We start from the raw sequence: 16,332 nt of genomic DNA on the forward strand, positions 1-16,332 counted from the left end.
TGAGCATCAATGGGCTTCGGCTTCCGCCTGCTTGGCGGCGTAGTACTCCTGCGTATCGCCGAAGTACTGGACCGAGCCGTTCACGAGCACGAGCACCTTGTTGCACACGCGCTGGATCAGGTGGTCGGAGTGCGAGGCAAGCACGACCGCGCGCGCTCCGCCGACGACGGCCTCCATGCGCTCGGACGCCTTGTGGACGAAGTTGGAGTCGCCCGCGCCCAGCCACTCGTCCAGCAGAAGGATGTCGGGCTCGAAGCTGGTGGCGAAGGTGAACAACAGGCGCATGCCCATGCCCGCCGAGTAGGTCTTCATCGGCAGGTTCATGTAGCCGCCGAGCTCCGAGAACTCGACGATCTCCGGGAGTTTGGCGTTGATCTGCTTGCCCGAAAGACCGCGCATGCGGCCCAGGTTCTGGATGTTTTCCAGGCCCGTGGCGTCGAGATCGACGCCGTGGGAGATGTCCAGCATCGACGAGATCGTGCCGTTGACCGACACGACGCCGTGGTCGGTCTGGTAGATGCCCGCCAGGACCTTCAGCAGGGAGGTCTTGCCGGAGCCGTTGTGGCCGATGACGCCGAGACGGTCGCCTTCGTTGATGCTGAAGCTCACGCCCTTGAGCGCCATCACATGGACGATGTCCCGTGAGCTCCGCATGATCCGGCCGCCCACGGCCATGTTGAGGATCGTATGCCGCAGGGACTGCGACCCGACCGAATAGATCGGGTACACCAAGTGCACATTACTGAGTTGAATCAGGGGCTTTTTCATATCAACGCCAACCGGTGATCACAGCCAGAATACGATACGGCGTCGAACCGTAGAGAATACCAGGAGCCACACGACGAACGCCGTGGCGAGGACGAGCAGGGTGACCAGCCAGTCGTGGAGGGCGGGTGCGCGGCCCAGCAGCGGTTCGCGCAGGAGGTTCAGCATGTAGTAGAACGGATTGTACTTCAGGATAAAAACTCTGGCGCCTTGCAGATTCTCTGGCTTCCAGAAAATCGGCGTCAGGAAGAATAGGATTTGCCCAAGATAGGGCATCAGGAAGCGCACGTCTTTGAAGCGCGCAGCCATGGCGCCGACGATCGTGCTTGCGAAGACCATGTAAATGGCGACGAGCGCCAAGCCGGGCAACAGAGACCAGTGCGGCCACACGAAGCGGTGCAGAATAATCGCGAGGACAAAGTAGACCGCAATATTGTGCCCGAAAATGATGAAGGCCCGCGTCACCATCCGCAGGACATAGGTCATGTAAGGGAAGGCGTAGCTCTTGATCGTGCCGGCTGAGGCGACAAACACCTCCGGCGCCTCGCCGATGGGCAGGCCGATCAGAGAGAACATGATAATGCCGGCGACGACGAACGGGAGCACGTCGGCGATGTTCTGGCCGAAGAGTCCGCCAAAAACCAAGGAAAGGGCCAGTGACGTCGTCACCATACCAGCCGAGATCCAAAGTGGACCAAGAAGGGTTCGGCGGTACTTGGAAGCCACGTCTTGTAGAGCAAAATATCGCCAGACGTGATTTAACTCGATCGACTTGGAAAGATCTCCAAGCGCTTGGCGTATACCCGTTAAGAACATTCAATCCTCGGCTGCGTCTAGCAGTAGCCGTCGTGTGAGATATAGGGCAAAGTGCCGATCCGCAATCGGTTTTTCCTGGAACGGTTGAGAGGATGGGGGGCTTGCCTCAAGCCTTTGCGATGCGGGGTGCTTGACACCTCGGAGATGAGACGCGAAGGCACCGGTAAGTGAGTGGAAACAAGATGATTGCGGTTTTCAAATGACGATGGCTGGCGCGCTGGTACTCACTGCCGATGACTTGTTCGTCGCCGCCGAAGCCGCGCGGGGACGGACCGCGGGCGGCGCTCTGAGCGTCGAAAAGGGCCTGGAGGGCTTCGTCCTCTACGGGCCGTATCGCGACCTGCCCGACGGGATCTACGAGGTGACGGTCGACGTTGCGGCGAATGACGCCGACATCGGCACGATCGACGTCTATAGCCACGGCAAGGTCTATGCGATCAGCGAGCTCCGAAGCGGCGTGCCCTTCGAGGCGCGGCTGAAGGATGCGACCGCGGTCGAGTTCCGCGTGCATTCGCGGGGCAAGCCCTTCGTGTTCCGAAGCGTGTCGATCGAGCGGGTCGCCGACTTGCCGGACATGGCGCGTCTTCCCGATCGCGTGTCGCTCGCCGAGGCGCGGGCGCGCACCCTCGCCGCCTCCGCCTCGAAGAGCGAAGCGTTCAAGGGCGCCTGGCCGCGGGGCGGCGCGAGCGCCGCCCAGGTCTGGAACAGCGTGCACAGCGGCATGGACGCCAAGGCGCTGGCCGGGTTCGCCGAGGGGCTGGAGCCGGAAGCCATCCAAAACTGGATCCGGGAGACGGCCGGGGCCACGGTCATCGAGGGCTGGGGTGAGCTGGGGGTGTTCGCCGAACGCCATCTGGCCGCGCACGGCTTCATTCCTTCGACCGTCCGGCTGATGGCGTACGAAGATCTCGCCCTCGAGGCGGCCTACGCCAGCATGGACGGTGATGCGGGCCTCGACGCGCGCCTGCGGAAAGCGGCGGTCGGCACGCTCGGCCGGCCGATCCAGTCTCCCTACCTCGCCAAGCTCTCGGAGATGCAGTCGGCGTTCCAGAAGCCCGGCCTGGCCAAGGGGGCGGTCTATTGCCTCTGCCCGATCTCGGGCGAGCTGCTGCGGTCGTCCCACGCCGTCCCGGCGCCGTTCGACCTCGGTAAGCAGACCTTCCTCTTCTACTATTTCCAGGGCGTCGAGCCGTTCTACCTCGCGGTCGGCGGCTGGTCGGGCGCCAAGATCTTCGCCTACTTCCCGCGGCGGGAGACCATCCTCCGCCTGCAGGACCCCCTCTACAACTGGGGTCCGCCGCAGGACGCCGTGAACGTGCTCAAGCGCCTGGTCGTGTCGAACGCCGCGCTCGTGGCCGACTATCTGAGCGGCCCGACGAAGTCGGCCCTGCTCAGCGCCACGATCGAAAATCTGGGCCACTTCTTCTGGAACGACATGGCGGGCCTGGTGAAGGCCGAGCGGGAAGGCTGGCTGGAGAACGTAAAGTACGTCGTCAGCTACAAGCACGCCTTCCTCGATCCCTTCAGCATCCTGTCCAACGCCGGCGAGCTGACGGCCTTCAAGGCCAAGACCGAGCAGGAGCTGTTCGTCCAGATTCTCAGCAATCGCCTGTTCTGCGTTCGGGCGACCACGCTGGCGATCGATGACGAAACCGCCGCCCGCCTGCGCAAGCTGGCGAGCGAAGGCGTGTCGGCCGAGACCAAGCGTCATATCGCCGAGGCCGCCAAGGCTCCCTACCGGTTGTGGGCCAATCTGCGGGCGCACAACAAGGTGCTGCGCAATCAGGTCGACGCCATCGTCCGCGTCGCCGAGGACCTGGCGCGGCGCAACGGTGGGCTGGCCCTCTATCTCGACGGCACGCCCGACTGCGGCGAGATGGCTGACGAAATCGCCGCGCGCGTGCCCGCGTCCGTGAAGATCTATCGCGGACTCGACGTGTCGATGAGCGACAGCATCACCTGGGCCTTCGCGGTGGATTCCTACATCGCCACGATCGGTTCGGGCCTGACCCTGGTCACCTGGTTGGCCAAGAAGCCGGGCGTCGCCCACTCCGAGCGCGCCCACCTGGCCCAGATGGAGTTCTGGGGCGAAGTGCGCCCCGGCGCCCAGATGCCGGTGACGCCGGCCGTGAGCGAGGTCAACGACCTGGGCCAAGGCGGCTATTGCGACTATCTGATCGAACCCAGCCTTCTGGTGAACCTGATGCGCCGGGCGACCTCGGGCGACGTCCTGCCCGCGATCGCCGGCCTCAAGGGGCTGAAGGCGATCGACTAGAAGCGAACCCAAAAGCCCGCCAGGTTTCCCAACCCGGCGGGCTTTTTTGGGCGTTCAGGGTCGTTGTACGGCGGCGGCGGGCTCTATGAGGCCTCGATCCTGACGCACCGGCGGACCGTGATCGATGTAATAGATCGCGCCCGCGGTCAGCACGGCGGCGATCACCGCGCCGATCACGGCCAATTCGATCTTGAAGCCGCCCGTGGTCCAGAGCGCGCGGTGCAGCACCTTCTTGATCCTGGCGTTCATCTTTCGGCCTCCATGTCCTCCATGGAACGCCGATGCGCGAGCGGCAGTTGCGCCGGCGGCCGGCCTCAGGTCGACGCCGTCTTGGCGCGGCGAACCGCTTCCACCGTATTGCGCAGGCCCTCTTCCATCGAAACCTGCGGCGACCAGCCCAGGGCGTATTGGATACGGCTGATGTCGAGCACGCTGGTGGGCACATCGAAGGCGCGCGCCGGCCGATAATCGACGTGGCCGGGGAGCCCGCAGACGAGGCGCAGCTTGGTCAGCAGTTGGTTGAGGCTGGTCCCGTGGCCGCTGCCGACGTTGAACACACGCTCTTCCGTCTCGCCGAGGGCCACGGCGAGGATCGCCGTGCACACGTCATCGATATAGATGAAGTCGCGGATCACTTCCCCGTTGCCCCAGATCTCGATGATCTCGTTGTTGAGGATCCGGTTGAGGAAGATGGGGATGGCGCCCTGTGAGCGATTGAGCGACTGGCCCGGTCCGTAGGGATTGGCCAGCCGCACGATCCGGTAGTCGAGCCCGTGAAGCTTGTAATAGAGGTGCAGGTACTTCTCGATGGCGACCTTGGAGACGCCATAGGCGCTGATCGGGTCGAGGCCGTGGTCCTCGGGGACAGGGATCGTCCTGGGCACGCCGTAGACGGTTCCTCCCGACGACAGGAAGACGACGCGCTTGACGTCCGCGTCCCTGCAGGCGTCGAGAAGCTTCAGACTGCCGCCGACGTTGCTTTCCAGGTCGTAGTGGACGTCGCGATTGGCGCTGGCGGGCAGGGTGGTGGCCGCGAGATGGAAGCAGATGTCGACGCCGTCGACCGCCTTTTTCAGGGTCTCCGGCTCGAGGAACGAGCCGGAGAGATATTCCACGTCATCGACGGCGTTCTCTTCAGCCGGCAGGGCGAGGTCGAGAACCCGCACCGCCGACATCCGCTCGCGCAGGGCTAGAACCAGGTGGCGCCCTATGAAGCCGCAGCCGCCGAGGACGAGCGCCCTCATTTTGCGACCGCCTTACGTCGTTGAGGCGCCTTCGCGGGCTTGGCGGACTTGACCGCCTTCGCCGGCTTCGGGCCGCCGATCGCCGCCGACATGCGCGCGTCGAAAGCCGAACGGGTGAACATGCGCTCGTAGACGGAGTGACCCTTGGCGGCCACGGTGCGACGCAGCTCTTCGTCCGTGATCAGCCGGGCCAGGACATCGCCAATCTCCTGCGGGCTGTTGTGCTCCAGGACGAAGCCGGACACGCCGTTTTCCAGATAGCCGGCGCTGCCCGTCGTGGTGCTGCAGACCAGCACCTTCTTCAGGCCCAGGGCGTCCAGGGAAACGAGCGGCAGGGTGTCGTCGCGCGAGGGCACGAGCACCACATCCACCTCGTGCATCGCCTCGATGTAGCCGTTGTACGACACTTCGCCGCGCGCGAAGATCGCGCCGTCGTTCATGGCGAGGTTGCGAACCGACTGGTAGAAATGGTTGTCGAGCGAACGGCCGAACAGGCGCAGCTCGGCGCGGTTGCGCAGGTGTGGGGGCACGGCCAGCATGCCAAGCACGGCGAGGTCCTGGCCCTTGCGGGGCTCGTAGGAGCCGAAGACGCCGATCACCACCTTCTTGACGGGCTCGGCGCTCGGAGCCAGGGCGTCGACCCCGTAGGGCATGACCTGGGCCTCGACGCCGTAGTCCTGGAGGGCCGAGGCCGACAGGGCGCTGCCCGCCCAGATGCTCTTGGCGCTGGCCAGAGCCTTGACCACGTTCTGGTCGCCGCGAACCAGGTCGTGGATCAGGTTGGACTCGTGAATGTACCAGTAGGTGTCGAGTTCGCTGCTCAGCTGCAGGACGGCCTGCCAGCACACGATGGTGTTGGCGATCATCAGGTCGAAGTTGCGGCCGAAGTCCTTCATCCAGTTGTGATAGCGCAGCATCAACGGATCGATGACCACGTGGACGCCCAGGTCGAGCAGGTGCTGGCGATAGGGGCCGTCGACCGGAGACACGACGACGACGAAGTCGCCCTGGCTGCGCAGCCACTGCGCCATGTCGTAGACGATCTTGGGCGCGCCGCTCGTGGTGAGGTCGTGCGACAGCAGCAGAACGTCGCGGCCCTGGCCGACGGGCTGCGACGCGCCGGGGTAGTAGGTGAAGGTTTCCTGGGAGTCGATGTAGAGGATGTCTCGCATCGCGGTCGGGAAGTAGGGATCGCGATTGAGCTTCTCGCTCCACTGCCGCATCAGGAAGATGTCGGCCTTGTCCTTGGGCTTCACCTTTTCCTTCTTGGCGGCCTCTTCCTTGCCGATGGAGACGTGGCCGATGTGGAAGAGCTCGGCGTGGGGCGTGTAGACGCAGCTGTAGCCGGCGTCGCGAACCTTGAAGCACAGATCGACGTCGGAGTGACTGATCGGCGCGTTGACGGCGTTGAACCCGCCGACCTGCTCGAACACCGTCCGGGGCATCGCCAGGCAGGCGCCGCAGATCAACGAGACCTCGCGCACGTTCTGGGCGAAGTTGAAGTGCGCGCCGGTGTCACGCGGGAACGAGTGGAACGCCGTGCCGACCAGACGGCGTACGCCCGTCAGCATGCCCGCATGCTGGATGGTTTCGTTCTCGTACAGCAGCTTGGGACCCACGATCCCGACGCCGGGCAGGGTGGCCACTTCGAGGATGGTCTCCATCCAGTCCGCCGAAATCACGCGCACGTCGTCATTGAAGAAGACCAGATAGTCTCCCGTGGCGATCTCGGCCCCGGCGTTGCACTTGTCCGAGAAGTTGTACGGCTTGTCGTAGCGCTGGAAGCGCACCCGCTTGTCGGCGCCGGCCTCCAGCTCGTCGACGATGCGGGAGTTGGTGACGATGACGATCTCGTAGTTCTCGTAGGTCGAGGTCTCCAGGATCGAGCGGATCGTCGTCTGGATGTTGCTGGTGTCGTCTGACGGGATGATGATCGAGATCTTGGCCTTGCCGGTCGGCTTGCGCACCAGCCTGTTGGCCGTGCTCAGCGGCACGGCCGTTCCGTCCCAGGCGCGGCGATCCGACGCCGACTGCAGCGCTCCGATGTTGGAGGCGCGGGCGTCCTGCTTGCCGCCGCTGGCCGCGGAGCCGGCGATCTTCCGCCAGGCATAGAGATAGGCTTCGAGGTGCACGACCTTCGGGTTGGTGTCCGCGACGCGGAGCGCCAAGTCGTAGTCCTGCGAGAAATCGAATTCGCTGCGGAAGCCGCCGACCGCCTCGACCACGCTCTTCCGGTAGACGGAGAAATGCCCGGTGTACATCTGGTTCAGCAGAGCCAGGGGCGACCAGTCCGGCTTGGGGAACAGTTCGTCGGCCTGGTCCTGCTCGTCGATCTTGAACTCGTCCGAATACAGCAGGTCGGGCTTGTCATTGGCGAGGATCGCGGCGGCCACCGTTTCCAGCGCGTCGAACGTCAGCATGTCGTCGTGATCGAGCAGGCCGACATACTCGCCCTGGGCCATCGTCAGAGCGACGTTGGTGGCGCCGGCGATGCCCTGGTTCTTGGCCTGCAGCGAAATCGTGATGCGCGGGTCGTAGGCGGCGAAGTCGCGCAACGTCTCGGCGACGCCGGGCGCCGTCGAGCCGTCATCGACCAGGCAGAGCTGCCATTTGCCGTAGGATTGATTGATCACCGACCGGATGGCGCGCGAGAGGTGTTCGATCGGCGAGTTGTAGACCGGCGTCAGGATCGAGATCAGCGGGCCGTCGATCTTCGACGAGCCCGGCGAGGCGATGGGCCTCAGGCGCTGGGCGGCGTCGGCGCAGGCGGCGCGGTAGCGGACGGTGATCGGCGGCAGGTTGGTCTGGGGCGCCTGAGGAGCCGGCTGGCCCGAATGCTGGGCGGCGGCAACGTCCAGGGCGGCGTCGATCGCGGTCTGGCGGCCCGAGGCGATGGTCGAGGATTTGCGAACGAGCGCAGCCACGCCGTCCTTCGCGGCGATGTTCGCCGCACGGGAGATGAGCGGAGACCAGCCCCCGAAATGATCACGAGCGCCGCGAATTCTACGGACGATACCGACCATGTTAGAGAGCATGCCTGGAGTCCCGTTTAGAAGTACGTACTTCGTCGTCGTCACATTACAAAGCGTTCTGTCTGATCATAGGCAGAAGCTTCAGCGGTTCTCCCGATTCCGTCGCGCTTCACCACGGACTTCCGGGGAGTTGTATCTTCGCGAGCATTGCCGCGCCATGCACTCTATGGGCGAAAGGCTGCGTCTTCGCCGAGTAGTACTCGCGGGTCGCGGCGTCGCATCTACTCGTCGCCGGAACTACTGGCCCGAGGACGATACGTACTCTTCGGCCATGCGCATCAGGTAGCGGCCATAATCGCTTTTCCCCAGGCGGACCCCCAATGCGGTCAGTTCGTCGCGATTGATGAAGCCGTTTTCAAGCGCGATCAGTTCCGGGCAGGCGATGCGTTCGCCCTGTCGGTTTTCGAGCGCGCGCACGTAGTTGGCGGCGTCGACAAGCGAGTCCGGCGTGCCGGAGTCGAGCCAGGCGGTGCCGCGGCCCATACGCTCGACGTGTAGTTCACCCATCTCGAGATAGGCGTTGTTGACGTCGGTGATCTCGAGTTCGCCGCGCGCGGAGGGCTTCAGGCTGGCGGCGATGTCGACGACCTGCTCGTCATAGAAATACAGACCGGTGACGGCCCAGTTGGATTTCGGAGCGGCGGGCTTTTCTTCGATCGAGTCCGCGCGACCGGTCGCGTCGAAGGTCACGACGCCGAAGCGTTCCGGATCGGCCACGCGATAGGCGAACACCGAGGCGCCCTTCGAGCGCAGCATCGCGCGGCCCATGAGGGTTTTGAGGTCGCCGCCGTGGAAGATGTTGTCGCCGAGCACCAGGGCCGAAGGGCCCCCGCGAACGAAGTCGGCGCCGATGGTGTAGGCCTGGGCCAGGCCCTCGGGCCGAGGCTGCTCGGCGTACTCGATACGGACCCCCCAGTCGCCGCCGTTGCCGAGCAGGCGCCGGAAGAGCGGCAGGTCCGTCGGGGTCGAGATGATCAGGATGTCCCGGACGCCGGCCAGCATCAGCGTGGCCAGCGGGAAGTAGATCATCGGGCGGTCGTAGACGGGGAGCATCTGCTTGGAGACGGCCAGCGTCATCGGATGCAGGCGCGTACCGCTTCCTCCAGCGAGAATGATACCCTTCATCGATACGCCCCTTTTTGCGGCTCAGTCAGCCAGGATGTAGGCCAAGCAGCGCGCTACGCCCGAGTTCCAATCGGGCATATCGATGGAGTACGTCAAGGCTAACTTGGCGCAATTCAAGCGTGAGTTCGCCGGACGGGCGGCCGGAGTAGGATACGCTTCGGAGAGGATTGGATGAACTTCGGCGTATGGACCCGAACGGGCTCGCGACTCCCGGAAAATGGCGGCCGCGAAATCCGACCAGACGGTGTCGCCCGAGCCGGCCATATGGAACACGCCAAATGCATTCTCAGGTTGTTTTTCAAGCAGTTGGCCGGCGATGTTCAGGATCCCGTCGGCCAGATCCGGGGCGTAGGACGGGTTGCCGTGCTGGTCCGAAACGACGTTGATATCCGACCTCTGGCCGGCGACATTCAACATCGTCTTGAGGAAGTTCTTGCCATAGGGCGAGTATACCCAGGAGGTCCGAAGGATCACGTGGCGGTCCGTCGCCTCGGCGACCGCTCGCTCTCCAGCGAGCTTCGAGGCGCCGTACACCGTGCGCGGTTTGGTCGGGTCGGTTTCGCTGTAGGGCGAGTCCTTGAGACCGTCGAACACGTAGTCCGTCGAAAGGTGAATGATCGGGACATCGAGGGTCGCGGCGGCCCTGGCCAGGGCGCCGGCGCCGTCGCGGTTGACGCGATAAGCCTCTTCCGGTTCCGACTCCGCCAGGTCCACGGCCGTGTAGGCGGCGGCCGACACGATGATGTCGGGAGCCGCGGAGACCGCCGCGGCGTAGGTCGCCTCGGCGTCGCGAAGATCCGTCTCCGGGCGTCCGAGGGTGATGATCTGGTCGCGATCGCCGCTTTGCCGATCGATCAGGCTCGTTACGACCTGACCGCTCCTTCCGGAAACAAGGATACGCATGTCTTTGGAAAATCCTTCGGGAACGCGCCGGGATTGAAAGGGGGTCTCATGGCTAAAGTCAATTGACGCTGGAGAGGCTTTTTCTCTGGTCAGATTGAAGCCTAGGGCCGGCGCCGCTAGGTTGCGCGCCCCGATCAGCCAGACCCCTGAAGCCATGTCCCTCGACATTACTGCCATCCGCGCCGCCGCAGACCGCCTCGCCGGTCACATCGAGCGCACGCCGTGCCGCTATTCGCGGACGCTGTCGAAGATTACCGGCGCCGAGGTGTGGGTGAAGTTCGAGAACCTGCAGTTCACGGCGGCCTACAAGGAGCGCGGGGCGCTCAACAAGCTTCTCCTGCTGTCGGACGCCGAGAAGCAGAAGGGCGTCATCGCCGCCAGCGCCGGCAACCACGCCCAGGGCCTGGCCTATCACGGCGCCCGCCTCGGCGTGCCGGTGACCATCGTCATGCCCAAGACCACCCCGTTCGTGAAGGTGCAGCACACCCGCGACTTCGGGGCCAACGTGGTCATCGAGGGCGAAACCTATGACGACGCCAACGCCCATGCGCGCAAGCTGCGCGATGAGCAGGGCCTGACCTTTGTCCACCCGTTCGACGACTACGACATCATGGCCGGCCAGGGCACGATCGCCCTGGAGATGCTGGAAGACGTGCCGGACCTGGAGATCCTGCCGGTGCCGATCGGCGGCGGCGGCCTGATCAGCGGCGTGGCCACGGCGGCCAAGGCGCTGCAGCCCGACATCCGCATCATCGGCTGCGAGCCGGCGATGTACCCGTCGTTCACCGCCAAGATGCGCGGCGTCCAGGCCCATTGCGGCGGCCAGACCATCGCCGAGGGCGTGGCGGTCAAACAGGTCGGCGAACTGACCTACGCCGTCGCCCGCCCGCTGATCGACGACGTGCTGCTGCTGGAAGAGCCGCACCTGGAGCAGGCGGTCTCGCTCTACTGCAACGTCGAGAAGACCATCGCCGAAGGGGCCGGCGCGGCCTCGCTGGCGGCGCTGCTGGCCTATCCGGAACGCTTCCGGGGCAAGAAGTGCGGCCTGATCCTGTGTGGCGGCAACATCGACACCCGCCTGCTGGCCTCGGTGCTGACCCGGGAACTGGTGCGCGCCCAGCGCCTGGTGTCCCTGCGCATCGTCGGCGACGACCGTCCGGGCCTGCTGTCGACCGTGGCCAGCGTGATCGGGGCCATGGGCGCCAACATCATCGAGGTGAACCACAACCGCCTGGCCCTCGACGTGCCGGCCAAGGGCGCGGAGTTCGACATCACCATCGAGACCCGCGACGCCCAGCACACCCAGGAGGTCATGAACGCCCTGCGCGAGCACGGCTATCCGCCGCGCACGGTGTGAGGCGACACCCAAGGTTCCCAAAGCTCGTCATCCCGGCTCTCCGCTTCGCTGCGGCCGGGATGACGAGGTTGGGTTGCTGTACAAAAAAGGCCCCTCATCGCGTGATGAGGGGCCTTTCTGTTTCTTGTTCCGAGAGCGTCTACAGCAGCGCCGAGATCGCCTTGCGGGCGGCCTCGCCGAGGTCCGGACGCTTCAACGCCAGGGCGACATTGGCCTTGAGCAGGCCGATCTTGTCGCCGCAGTCGTGGGTGTCGCCTTCGTAGACATAGGCGTGGAAGGCCTGGTCCTGCATCAGCTTGGCCATCGAGTCCGTCAGCTGGATCTCGTTGCCGGCGCCCTTTTCCTGGCTGGCCAGCAGGTCGAAGATCTCCGGCTGCAGGATGTAGCGGCCGGCGATGGCCCAGTTCGACGGAGCCGTGCCCTTGGCCGGCTTCTCGACCATGCCGCTCATGGTGGCGAGGCGCCCCTCGACCTTGCTCGGGGCGACGACGCCGTACTTGTGGGTCTCGCTCTCGGGGACTTCCTCGACGCCGATGATGTTGCCGCCGCCGACCTTGTCATAGACCTCGATCAGCTGGCTGAGCGCCGATTGCGGCGCGTCGACGATGACGTCGGGCAGCAGCACGGCGAACGGCTCGTCGCCGATGATGTCGCGGGCGCACCACACCGCGTGGCCCAGGCCCAGCGGGGCCATCTGGCGCACGAAGCTCATCTCGCCCGGCTTGGGCAGCTCGTCGCGCAGCTGCTTGAGGATGTCGAGCTTGCCCTTGGCCTCGAGCTGCATCTCGAGTTCGATCTGGTGATCGAAATAGTCCTCGATGGCGCCCTTGCCGCGGCCGGTGATGAAGACGAAGTGCTCGATGCCGGCGGCGCGGCCTTCCTCGACGATGTAGGACAGGATCGGCCGGTCCACGACGTTGAGCAGTTCCTTCGGCGTCGACTTGGTGCCTGGCAGGACCCGGGTGCCAAGACCCGCGACGGGAAGAACGGCCTTGCGGACAGGTTTCATGAACGCCTCGTTTTACGTCTCGATGGATGCGTCTTAAGGGCTCGGAGCCGTACGCGCCACCACCGTTGCATGACAACGGTGTCTGGAAAGCGTTCCAAGCATGGAATGATTGATGTTCGCGCCAAGCCTGCTAGCTGAGGGCGCGGTTTCGCCCTCGGAAAGACACCCTATGCGCGCTCGGTTCCTCGTCATCGCCGTCCTGGCCGGCCTGTCCCTGGCCGGTTGCGGTCCCTCGAAGGAAGACCTCGCCGCCAAGCAGGCCGCGATCTCGGCCAACAAGACCGCCGGCGTGGGCTTCCTGGCCGAAAACGCCAAGCAGCCGGGCGTGGTCACCCTGCCCAGCGGCCTGCAGTACAAGGTGGTGCGCTCGGGTCCGGCCGACGGCCTGCATCCGCGCCCGATCGACGAGGTCAAGGTCCACTACGAGGGCAAGCGCCTGGACGGCTACGTGTTCGACAGCTCCTACGAGCGCGGCGTGCCGGCCTCGTTCCAGCTGCGCGGCCTGATCCCCGGCTGGGTCGAGGCCATGCAGCTGATGCGCCCGGGCGACGAATGGATGCTCTATGTGCCCGCCGACCTGGCCTATGGCGACATGCAGGCCGGGCCGGACATCCCGCCGGGCAGCACCCTGGTCTTCAAGATCGAGCTGATCGACGTGCTGCGCAGCAAGCTGCAGGCGCCGAAGGGCTGAGGCTGACAATCTAGATCCGACCGCCAGGGGGGCGCGTGAAAATCGTATTCGTGGAGCCTGGGGCGAGCCTTCGTCCGGTGGGCGGAACGCGTGTCGTCTATGAACACGCCAATCGACTGGCCGAGCGCGGGCACGACGTGACCGTCGTCCTGCCGGCGGCGCAGAAGCCGGCCGCGCGCCTGGGCAAGAAGATCCGCCTGTGGCTGCGCTGGCGCCGCTGGAAGCGCGACGGCCGCTGGCGGCCGACCTGGGCCAGCATCTCGCCCAAGGTCCGCGTGCTGTGGACCCTCGATCTTTCGTCGAAGCGAACGCCGCCCGGCGACGTCGTGGTGGCGACGGTGTGGAGCGCCGTCGAGGCGGTCGACCGCCTGCCCGCCGGCCACGGCGCCAAGGTCTTCTTCGCCCAGCACTGGGATTTCGGCTTCGAGCGCGACGTCGAGGGCGTCGAGCGGGCCTGGTCCGCGCCGATGCCCAAGATCGTCATCGCCCGCTCGATCCGGGCCAAGGCGGCCGAGCGCGGCGTCGAGGCGGCGCTGGTGCCCAACGGCCTGGCCTTCGAGACCTTCGGCCTCGATACGCCGCTGGCCGGGCGCGATCCCTGGCGGGTGGCGATGATCCACCAGCGGGCCAGCTACAAGGGCTTTTCCGACGCCCTGGAGGCGCTGGCCCTGGCCCACGCCGCCGAGCCGCGCCTGACCGTCGAGATGTACGGTCCTGGCGCGCCAGAGGGCCTGCCGTCCTACGTGACCTATCACGCCTCGCCCAGCGACGCGGACCTGCGGGCGCTCTACAACCGCTCGGCGGTGTTCCTGTCGGCCAGCCACAACGAGGGCTGGGGCCTGCCGCCGTGCGAGGCGGCCCTGTGCGGCGCGGCCCTGGCGATCACCGACGTGCTGGGCCACCGCGAGTTCGCCGTCGACGGCGAGACGGCGTTGATGAGCGCCCCGCGCGATCCCCGCGCCCTGGCTGACAACCTGCTGCGCCTGGTCGCCGACGCCGAGCTGCGCGCGCGACTGAACGGCGCGGTGCGCGAGGGGCTGGCGCAGTTCACCTGGGAGCGCGCCTGCGACGAGATGGAGGCGGCCCTGACGCGGATCGCCGCCGGCCAGCCGGCGTCAGGCCAGTTGGTCTCAGACCAGTAGGGCGCGGGCGCGGGCGGCGACCGTTTCGGCCTCCAGCGTCGCCAGGTCCTCGGTCGCCTGGGCGTGCAGGAAGCGCGAATAGTCCAGCACAGGACCCGGACCAAACAGACCCAGGGTCGTCGCGCCGACCGAGGCCGAAAGGTTCATCGGCCCGGAGTCGTTGCCGATGAACAGGTCGGCCCGCGACATCAGGGCCGAGCCGACGTCGAACTTCAGATCGCAGACATTGACCTCGGCGACGCCGGCCGGCGAGCCGTCGGCCAGCTGGGCGTCGACGCGGGCCTTGTCCTCGAAGCCGCCCAGCCAGAAGCGGGTTCCGCCGAGGTCGGAAAGCGCCGTGCTCAAGGCGGCGAAGCGGGCCAGCGGCCACATCCGCCGCGCCTCGCTGGCGCCGACGCCATAGACGATCCACGGACGGGGCAGGGCGCCGAAGCGGGCCTCGACGACATCGAGCGCGGCCAGGGTCGGGGTCATGGCCGGTTCTCGGCTCGCGACCGTCAGGCCATGGGCCGTCTCGAAGGCGGCCAGCTTGTCGATCCGGTGGGCCGGACGCATGGCCTTGGGCAGGTAGGGGCCGTGGGTCAGCCAGCGCTGCTGGCCGTGCCCCAGGCCGAAGCCCCGGCGCTCTGGCACCCCGGCCAGGGCCGCGCCGATGGCGGGGCGGTCGATCTTTTCCAGGATCCACACCGCGCGGGGCCGGCGGACCCGGCACAGGCGGTGGAAGTCGGCGATCTCCTGGAGGTTCTTCCAGGTTCCCGAGCGGTATTCGAGATAGTCGATGGCGGTGACGCAGGTCTCCGCGCCGAGCAGGTCGCGGGCCCGGCTCGACGGCCGCGCGGCCAGCAGCACGGTCTTTTCCGGCGTCGTGGCGGCGATTGCGCGCAGGGTCGGCAGGTGCCAGGTCAGGTCGCCGACGCCGCGGTCGGGCATGTAGACCAGGACCTGGCCGCGGCCGGCCTCGGGCGGAACGGCGGGGTCGAGGTTCATGCGCGGCCCGCCGTCAGTCGGTGAAGACCACGGTCTTGCGACCGTTCAGCAGCACCCGGTCCTCCAGGCGCCAGCGCAGGGCGCGGGCCAGGACGCGGCGCTCGATGTCACGGCCCTTGCGGACCAGGTCCTCGGGCGTGTCGCGGTGGCTGATGCGCTCGACGTCCTGCTCGATGATCGGACCCTCGTCGAGGTCGCCGGTCACGTAGTGGGCGGACGCCCCGATCACCTTCACGCCGCGCGCGTGGGCCTGGTGATAGGGCTTGGCGCCCTTGAAGCCCGGCAGGAACGAGTGGTGGATGTTGATGCAGCGGCCGGCCAGCTTGGTCGCCAGGCCGTCGGACAGCACCTGCATGTAGCGGGCGAGCACGACGATGTCGGTCCGCGTCTCCTGGATCAGCTTCCAGAGCGCGGCTTCCTGCTCGAACTTGGTCTCCTTGGTCACCGGCAGGTGATGGAAGGGCAGGCCCGACAGGTCGACGTGGGTGTAGGTCTCGGCCGCGTGGTTGGCGACGACCGCGGTCACGTCCATCGGCAGCTCGCCGATCCGCCAGCGATAGACGAGGTCGGCCAGGCAGTGGTCGAACTTGCTGGCCAGGATCATCACCCGATAGCGCTCGGCCGGGTCGCGCAGGGTCCAGCGCATCGAGAAGCCCTTGGCCAGGACCTCGAACTCGGCGCGCAGAGCGTCGCGGTCGCTGCCGTCCGGATCGAAGACGACGCGCATGAAGAAGTCGCCCGTCTCCTGGTCGTCGAACTGCTGGGCGTCGAGGATGTTGCAGCCGCGCTCGAACAGGAAGGTCGAGACCTTGGCGACGATGCCGGGCTGGTCGGGGCAGGAGAGGGTCAGGATCATGGTCCGCTTCCTCTAAAGCTTAGGCTCCGCGAAGAAAAGCCGGCGAAGGGAACGATTCTTGTGCCCCGTGTGAGCTTTCCTGGCGCCGGTGCACGATCCTGCCCATTCGCCCGACCCGGGGTTGGCGGAT

14 protein-coding genes are annotated in these 16,332 nt (G+C 66.1%); 4 read left to right on the top strand and 10 right to left on the bottom strand.

What is annotated here, in order from left to right; all coding sequences use genetic code 11:
* Nucleotides 1–6: 6 nt before the first annotated feature.
* Both AC07NS_RS06445 and AC07NS_RS06450 read right to left on the bottom strand, forming a co-directional pair.
* A complete protein-coding gene (locus tag AC07NS_RS06445) occupies nucleotides 7–729 on the bottom strand; it encodes an ABC transporter ATP-binding protein (protein WP_494602831.1) in 723 nt (240 codons plus the stop codon).
* A gap of 57 nt (nucleotides 730–786) precedes the next feature.
* Entirely contained in the window at nucleotides 787–1,437 is a 651-nt protein-coding gene (locus AC07NS_RS06450) for an ABC transporter permease (protein WP_494602288.1), read from the bottom strand.
* A 349-nt stretch (nucleotides 1,438–1,786) separates the two neighbouring features.
* On the opposite strand from AC07NS_RS06450, the gene AC07NS_RS06455 reads away from it, so the two are divergent.
* On the top strand, nucleotides 1,787–3,856 hold the full coding sequence (locus tag AC07NS_RS06455; protein ID WP_494602290.1) for a hypothetical protein: 2,070 nt from the start codon (nucleotides 1,787–1,789) through the stop codon (nucleotides 3,854–3,856).
* Between the two features lie 54 nt (nucleotides 3,857–3,910).
* On the opposite strand, the gene AC07NS_RS06460 is transcribed toward AC07NS_RS06455, so the two are convergent.
* From AC07NS_RS06460 to rfbD, 5 genes are all read right to left on the bottom strand, one after another.
* Nucleotides 3,911–4,105, bottom strand: coding sequence for a hypothetical protein (locus AC07NS_RS06460; protein ID WP_494602291.1), 195 nt, complete (start codon nucleotides 4,103–4,105; stop codon nucleotides 3,911–3,913).
* A gap of 65 nt (nucleotides 4,106–4,170) precedes the next feature.
* A complete protein-coding gene (locus tag AC07NS_RS06465; protein ID WP_494602292.1) occupies nucleotides 4,171–5,100 on the bottom strand; it encodes an NAD-dependent epimerase/dehydratase family protein in 930 nt (309 codons plus the stop codon).
* Nucleotides 5,097–8,024, bottom strand: a complete 2,928-nt coding sequence (locus tag AC07NS_RS06470) for a glycosyltransferase (protein ID WP_494602294.1) — start codon at nucleotides 8,022–8,024, stop codon at nucleotides 5,097–5,099. The genes AC07NS_RS06465 and AC07NS_RS06470 overlap by 4 nt, the downstream gene beginning before the upstream one ends.
* Before the next feature lie 345 nt (nucleotides 8,025–8,369).
* A complete protein-coding gene (gene rfbA, locus AC07NS_RS06475; protein WP_494602295.1) occupies nucleotides 8,370–9,257 on the bottom strand; it encodes a glucose-1-phosphate thymidylyltransferase RfbA in 888 nt (295 codons plus the stop codon).
* Nucleotides 9,258–9,278: 21 nt separating this feature from the next.
* Nucleotides 9,279–10,328, bottom strand: a complete 1,050-nt coding sequence (gene rfbD, locus AC07NS_RS06480; RefSeq protein WP_494602296.1) for a dTDP-4-dehydrorhamnose reductase — start codon at nucleotides 10,326–10,328, stop codon at nucleotides 9,279–9,281.
* Here rfbD and AC07NS_RS06485 point away from each other — a divergent pair.
* On the top strand, nucleotides 10,315–11,517 hold the full coding sequence (locus tag AC07NS_RS06485; protein ID WP_494602297.1) for a threonine ammonia-lyase: 1,203 nt from the start codon (nucleotides 10,315–10,317) through the stop codon (nucleotides 11,515–11,517). The two genes, rfbD and AC07NS_RS06485, sit on opposite strands and share 14 nt — an antisense overlap.
* Before the next feature lie 139 nt (nucleotides 11,518–11,656).
* Here AC07NS_RS06485 and galU read toward each other — a convergent pair whose 3' ends face one another.
* On the bottom strand, nucleotides 11,657–12,526 hold the full coding sequence (galU, locus tag AC07NS_RS06490) for a UTP--glucose-1-phosphate uridylyltransferase GalU (RefSeq protein WP_494602299.1): 870 nt from the start codon (nucleotides 12,524–12,526) through the stop codon (nucleotides 11,657–11,659).
* Nucleotides 12,527–12,695: 169 nt separating this feature from the next.
* Here galU and bamJ point away from each other — a divergent pair, with 169 nt between their 5' ends.
* Complete coding sequence (bamJ, locus tag AC07NS_RS06495) at nucleotides 12,696–13,217, top strand: BamJ family beta-barrel-assembly machinery protein (protein ID WP_494602301.1); 522 nt, start codon at nucleotides 12,696–12,698, stop codon at nucleotides 13,215–13,217.
* A gap of 35 nt (nucleotides 13,218–13,252) precedes the next feature.
* Nucleotides 13,253–14,359: a glycosyltransferase family 4 protein gene (locus tag AC07NS_RS06500; protein ID WP_494602302.1), complete on the top strand. Its 1,107-nt coding sequence runs from the start codon at nucleotides 13,253–13,255 to the stop codon at nucleotides 14,357–14,359.
* Here the strand turns inward: AC07NS_RS06500 and AC07NS_RS06505 are convergent.
* Both AC07NS_RS06505 and purU read right to left on the bottom strand, forming a co-directional pair.
* Nucleotides 14,348–15,346: a glycosyltransferase family 9 protein gene (locus AC07NS_RS06505; protein ID WP_494602303.1), complete on the bottom strand. Its 999-nt coding sequence runs from the start codon at nucleotides 15,344–15,346 to the stop codon at nucleotides 14,348–14,350. The two genes, AC07NS_RS06500 and AC07NS_RS06505, sit on opposite strands and share 12 nt — an antisense overlap.
* 13 nt (nucleotides 15,347–15,359) lie before the next feature.
* A complete protein-coding gene (purU, locus tag AC07NS_RS06510; protein WP_494602304.1) occupies nucleotides 15,360–16,202 on the bottom strand; it encodes a formyltetrahydrofolate deformylase in 843 nt (280 codons plus the stop codon).
* Between the last annotated feature and the right edge of the window lie 130 nt (nucleotides 16,203–16,332).

The organism is Caulobacter sp. GW821-FHT10A10 (assembly GCF_059415745.1).

Excerpts from the sequence above, each read along its gene's own strand:
- AC07NS_RS06450 (WP_494602288.1), bottom strand. The coding sequence starts at position 1,437 with ATGGTGACGACGTCACTGGCCCTTTCCTTGGTTTTTGGCGGACTCTTC.
- AC07NS_RS06455 (WP_494602290.1), top strand. The coding sequence starts at position 1,787 with ATGGCTGGCGCGCTGGTACTCACTGCCGATGACTTGTTCGTCGCCGCC.
- AC07NS_RS06460 (WP_494602291.1), bottom strand. The coding sequence starts at position 4,105 with ATGAACGCCAGGATCAAGAAGGTGCTGCACCGCGCGCTCTGGACCACG.
- AC07NS_RS06465 (WP_494602292.1), bottom strand. The coding sequence starts at position 5,100 with ATGAGGGCGCTCGTCCTCGGCGGCTGCGGCTTCATAGGGCGCCACCTG.
- rfbA (WP_494602295.1), bottom strand. The coding sequence starts at position 9,257 with ATGAAGGGTATCATTCTCGCTGGAGGAAGCGGTACGCGCCTGCATCCG.
- AC07NS_RS06485 (WP_494602297.1), top strand. The coding sequence starts at position 10,315 with ATGTCCCTCGACATTACTGCCATCCGCGCCGCCGCAGACCGCCTCGCC.
- rfbD (WP_494602296.1), bottom strand. The coding sequence starts at position 10,328 with ATGTCGAGGGACATGGCTTCAGGGGTCTGGCTGATCGGGGCGCGCAAC.
- galU (WP_494602299.1), bottom strand. The coding sequence starts at position 12,526 with ATGAAACCTGTCCGCAAGGCCGTTCTTCCCGTCGCGGGTCTTGGCACC.
- bamJ (WP_494602301.1), top strand. The coding sequence starts at position 12,696 with ATGCGCGCTCGGTTCCTCGTCATCGCCGTCCTGGCCGGCCTGTCCCTG.
- AC07NS_RS06505 (WP_494602303.1), bottom strand. The coding sequence starts at position 15,346 with ATGAACCTCGACCCCGCCGTTCCGCCCGAGGCCGGCCGCGGCCAGGTC.
- purU (WP_494602304.1), bottom strand. The coding sequence starts at position 16,202 with ATGATCCTGACCCTCTCCTGCCCCGACCAGCCCGGCATCGTCGCCAAG.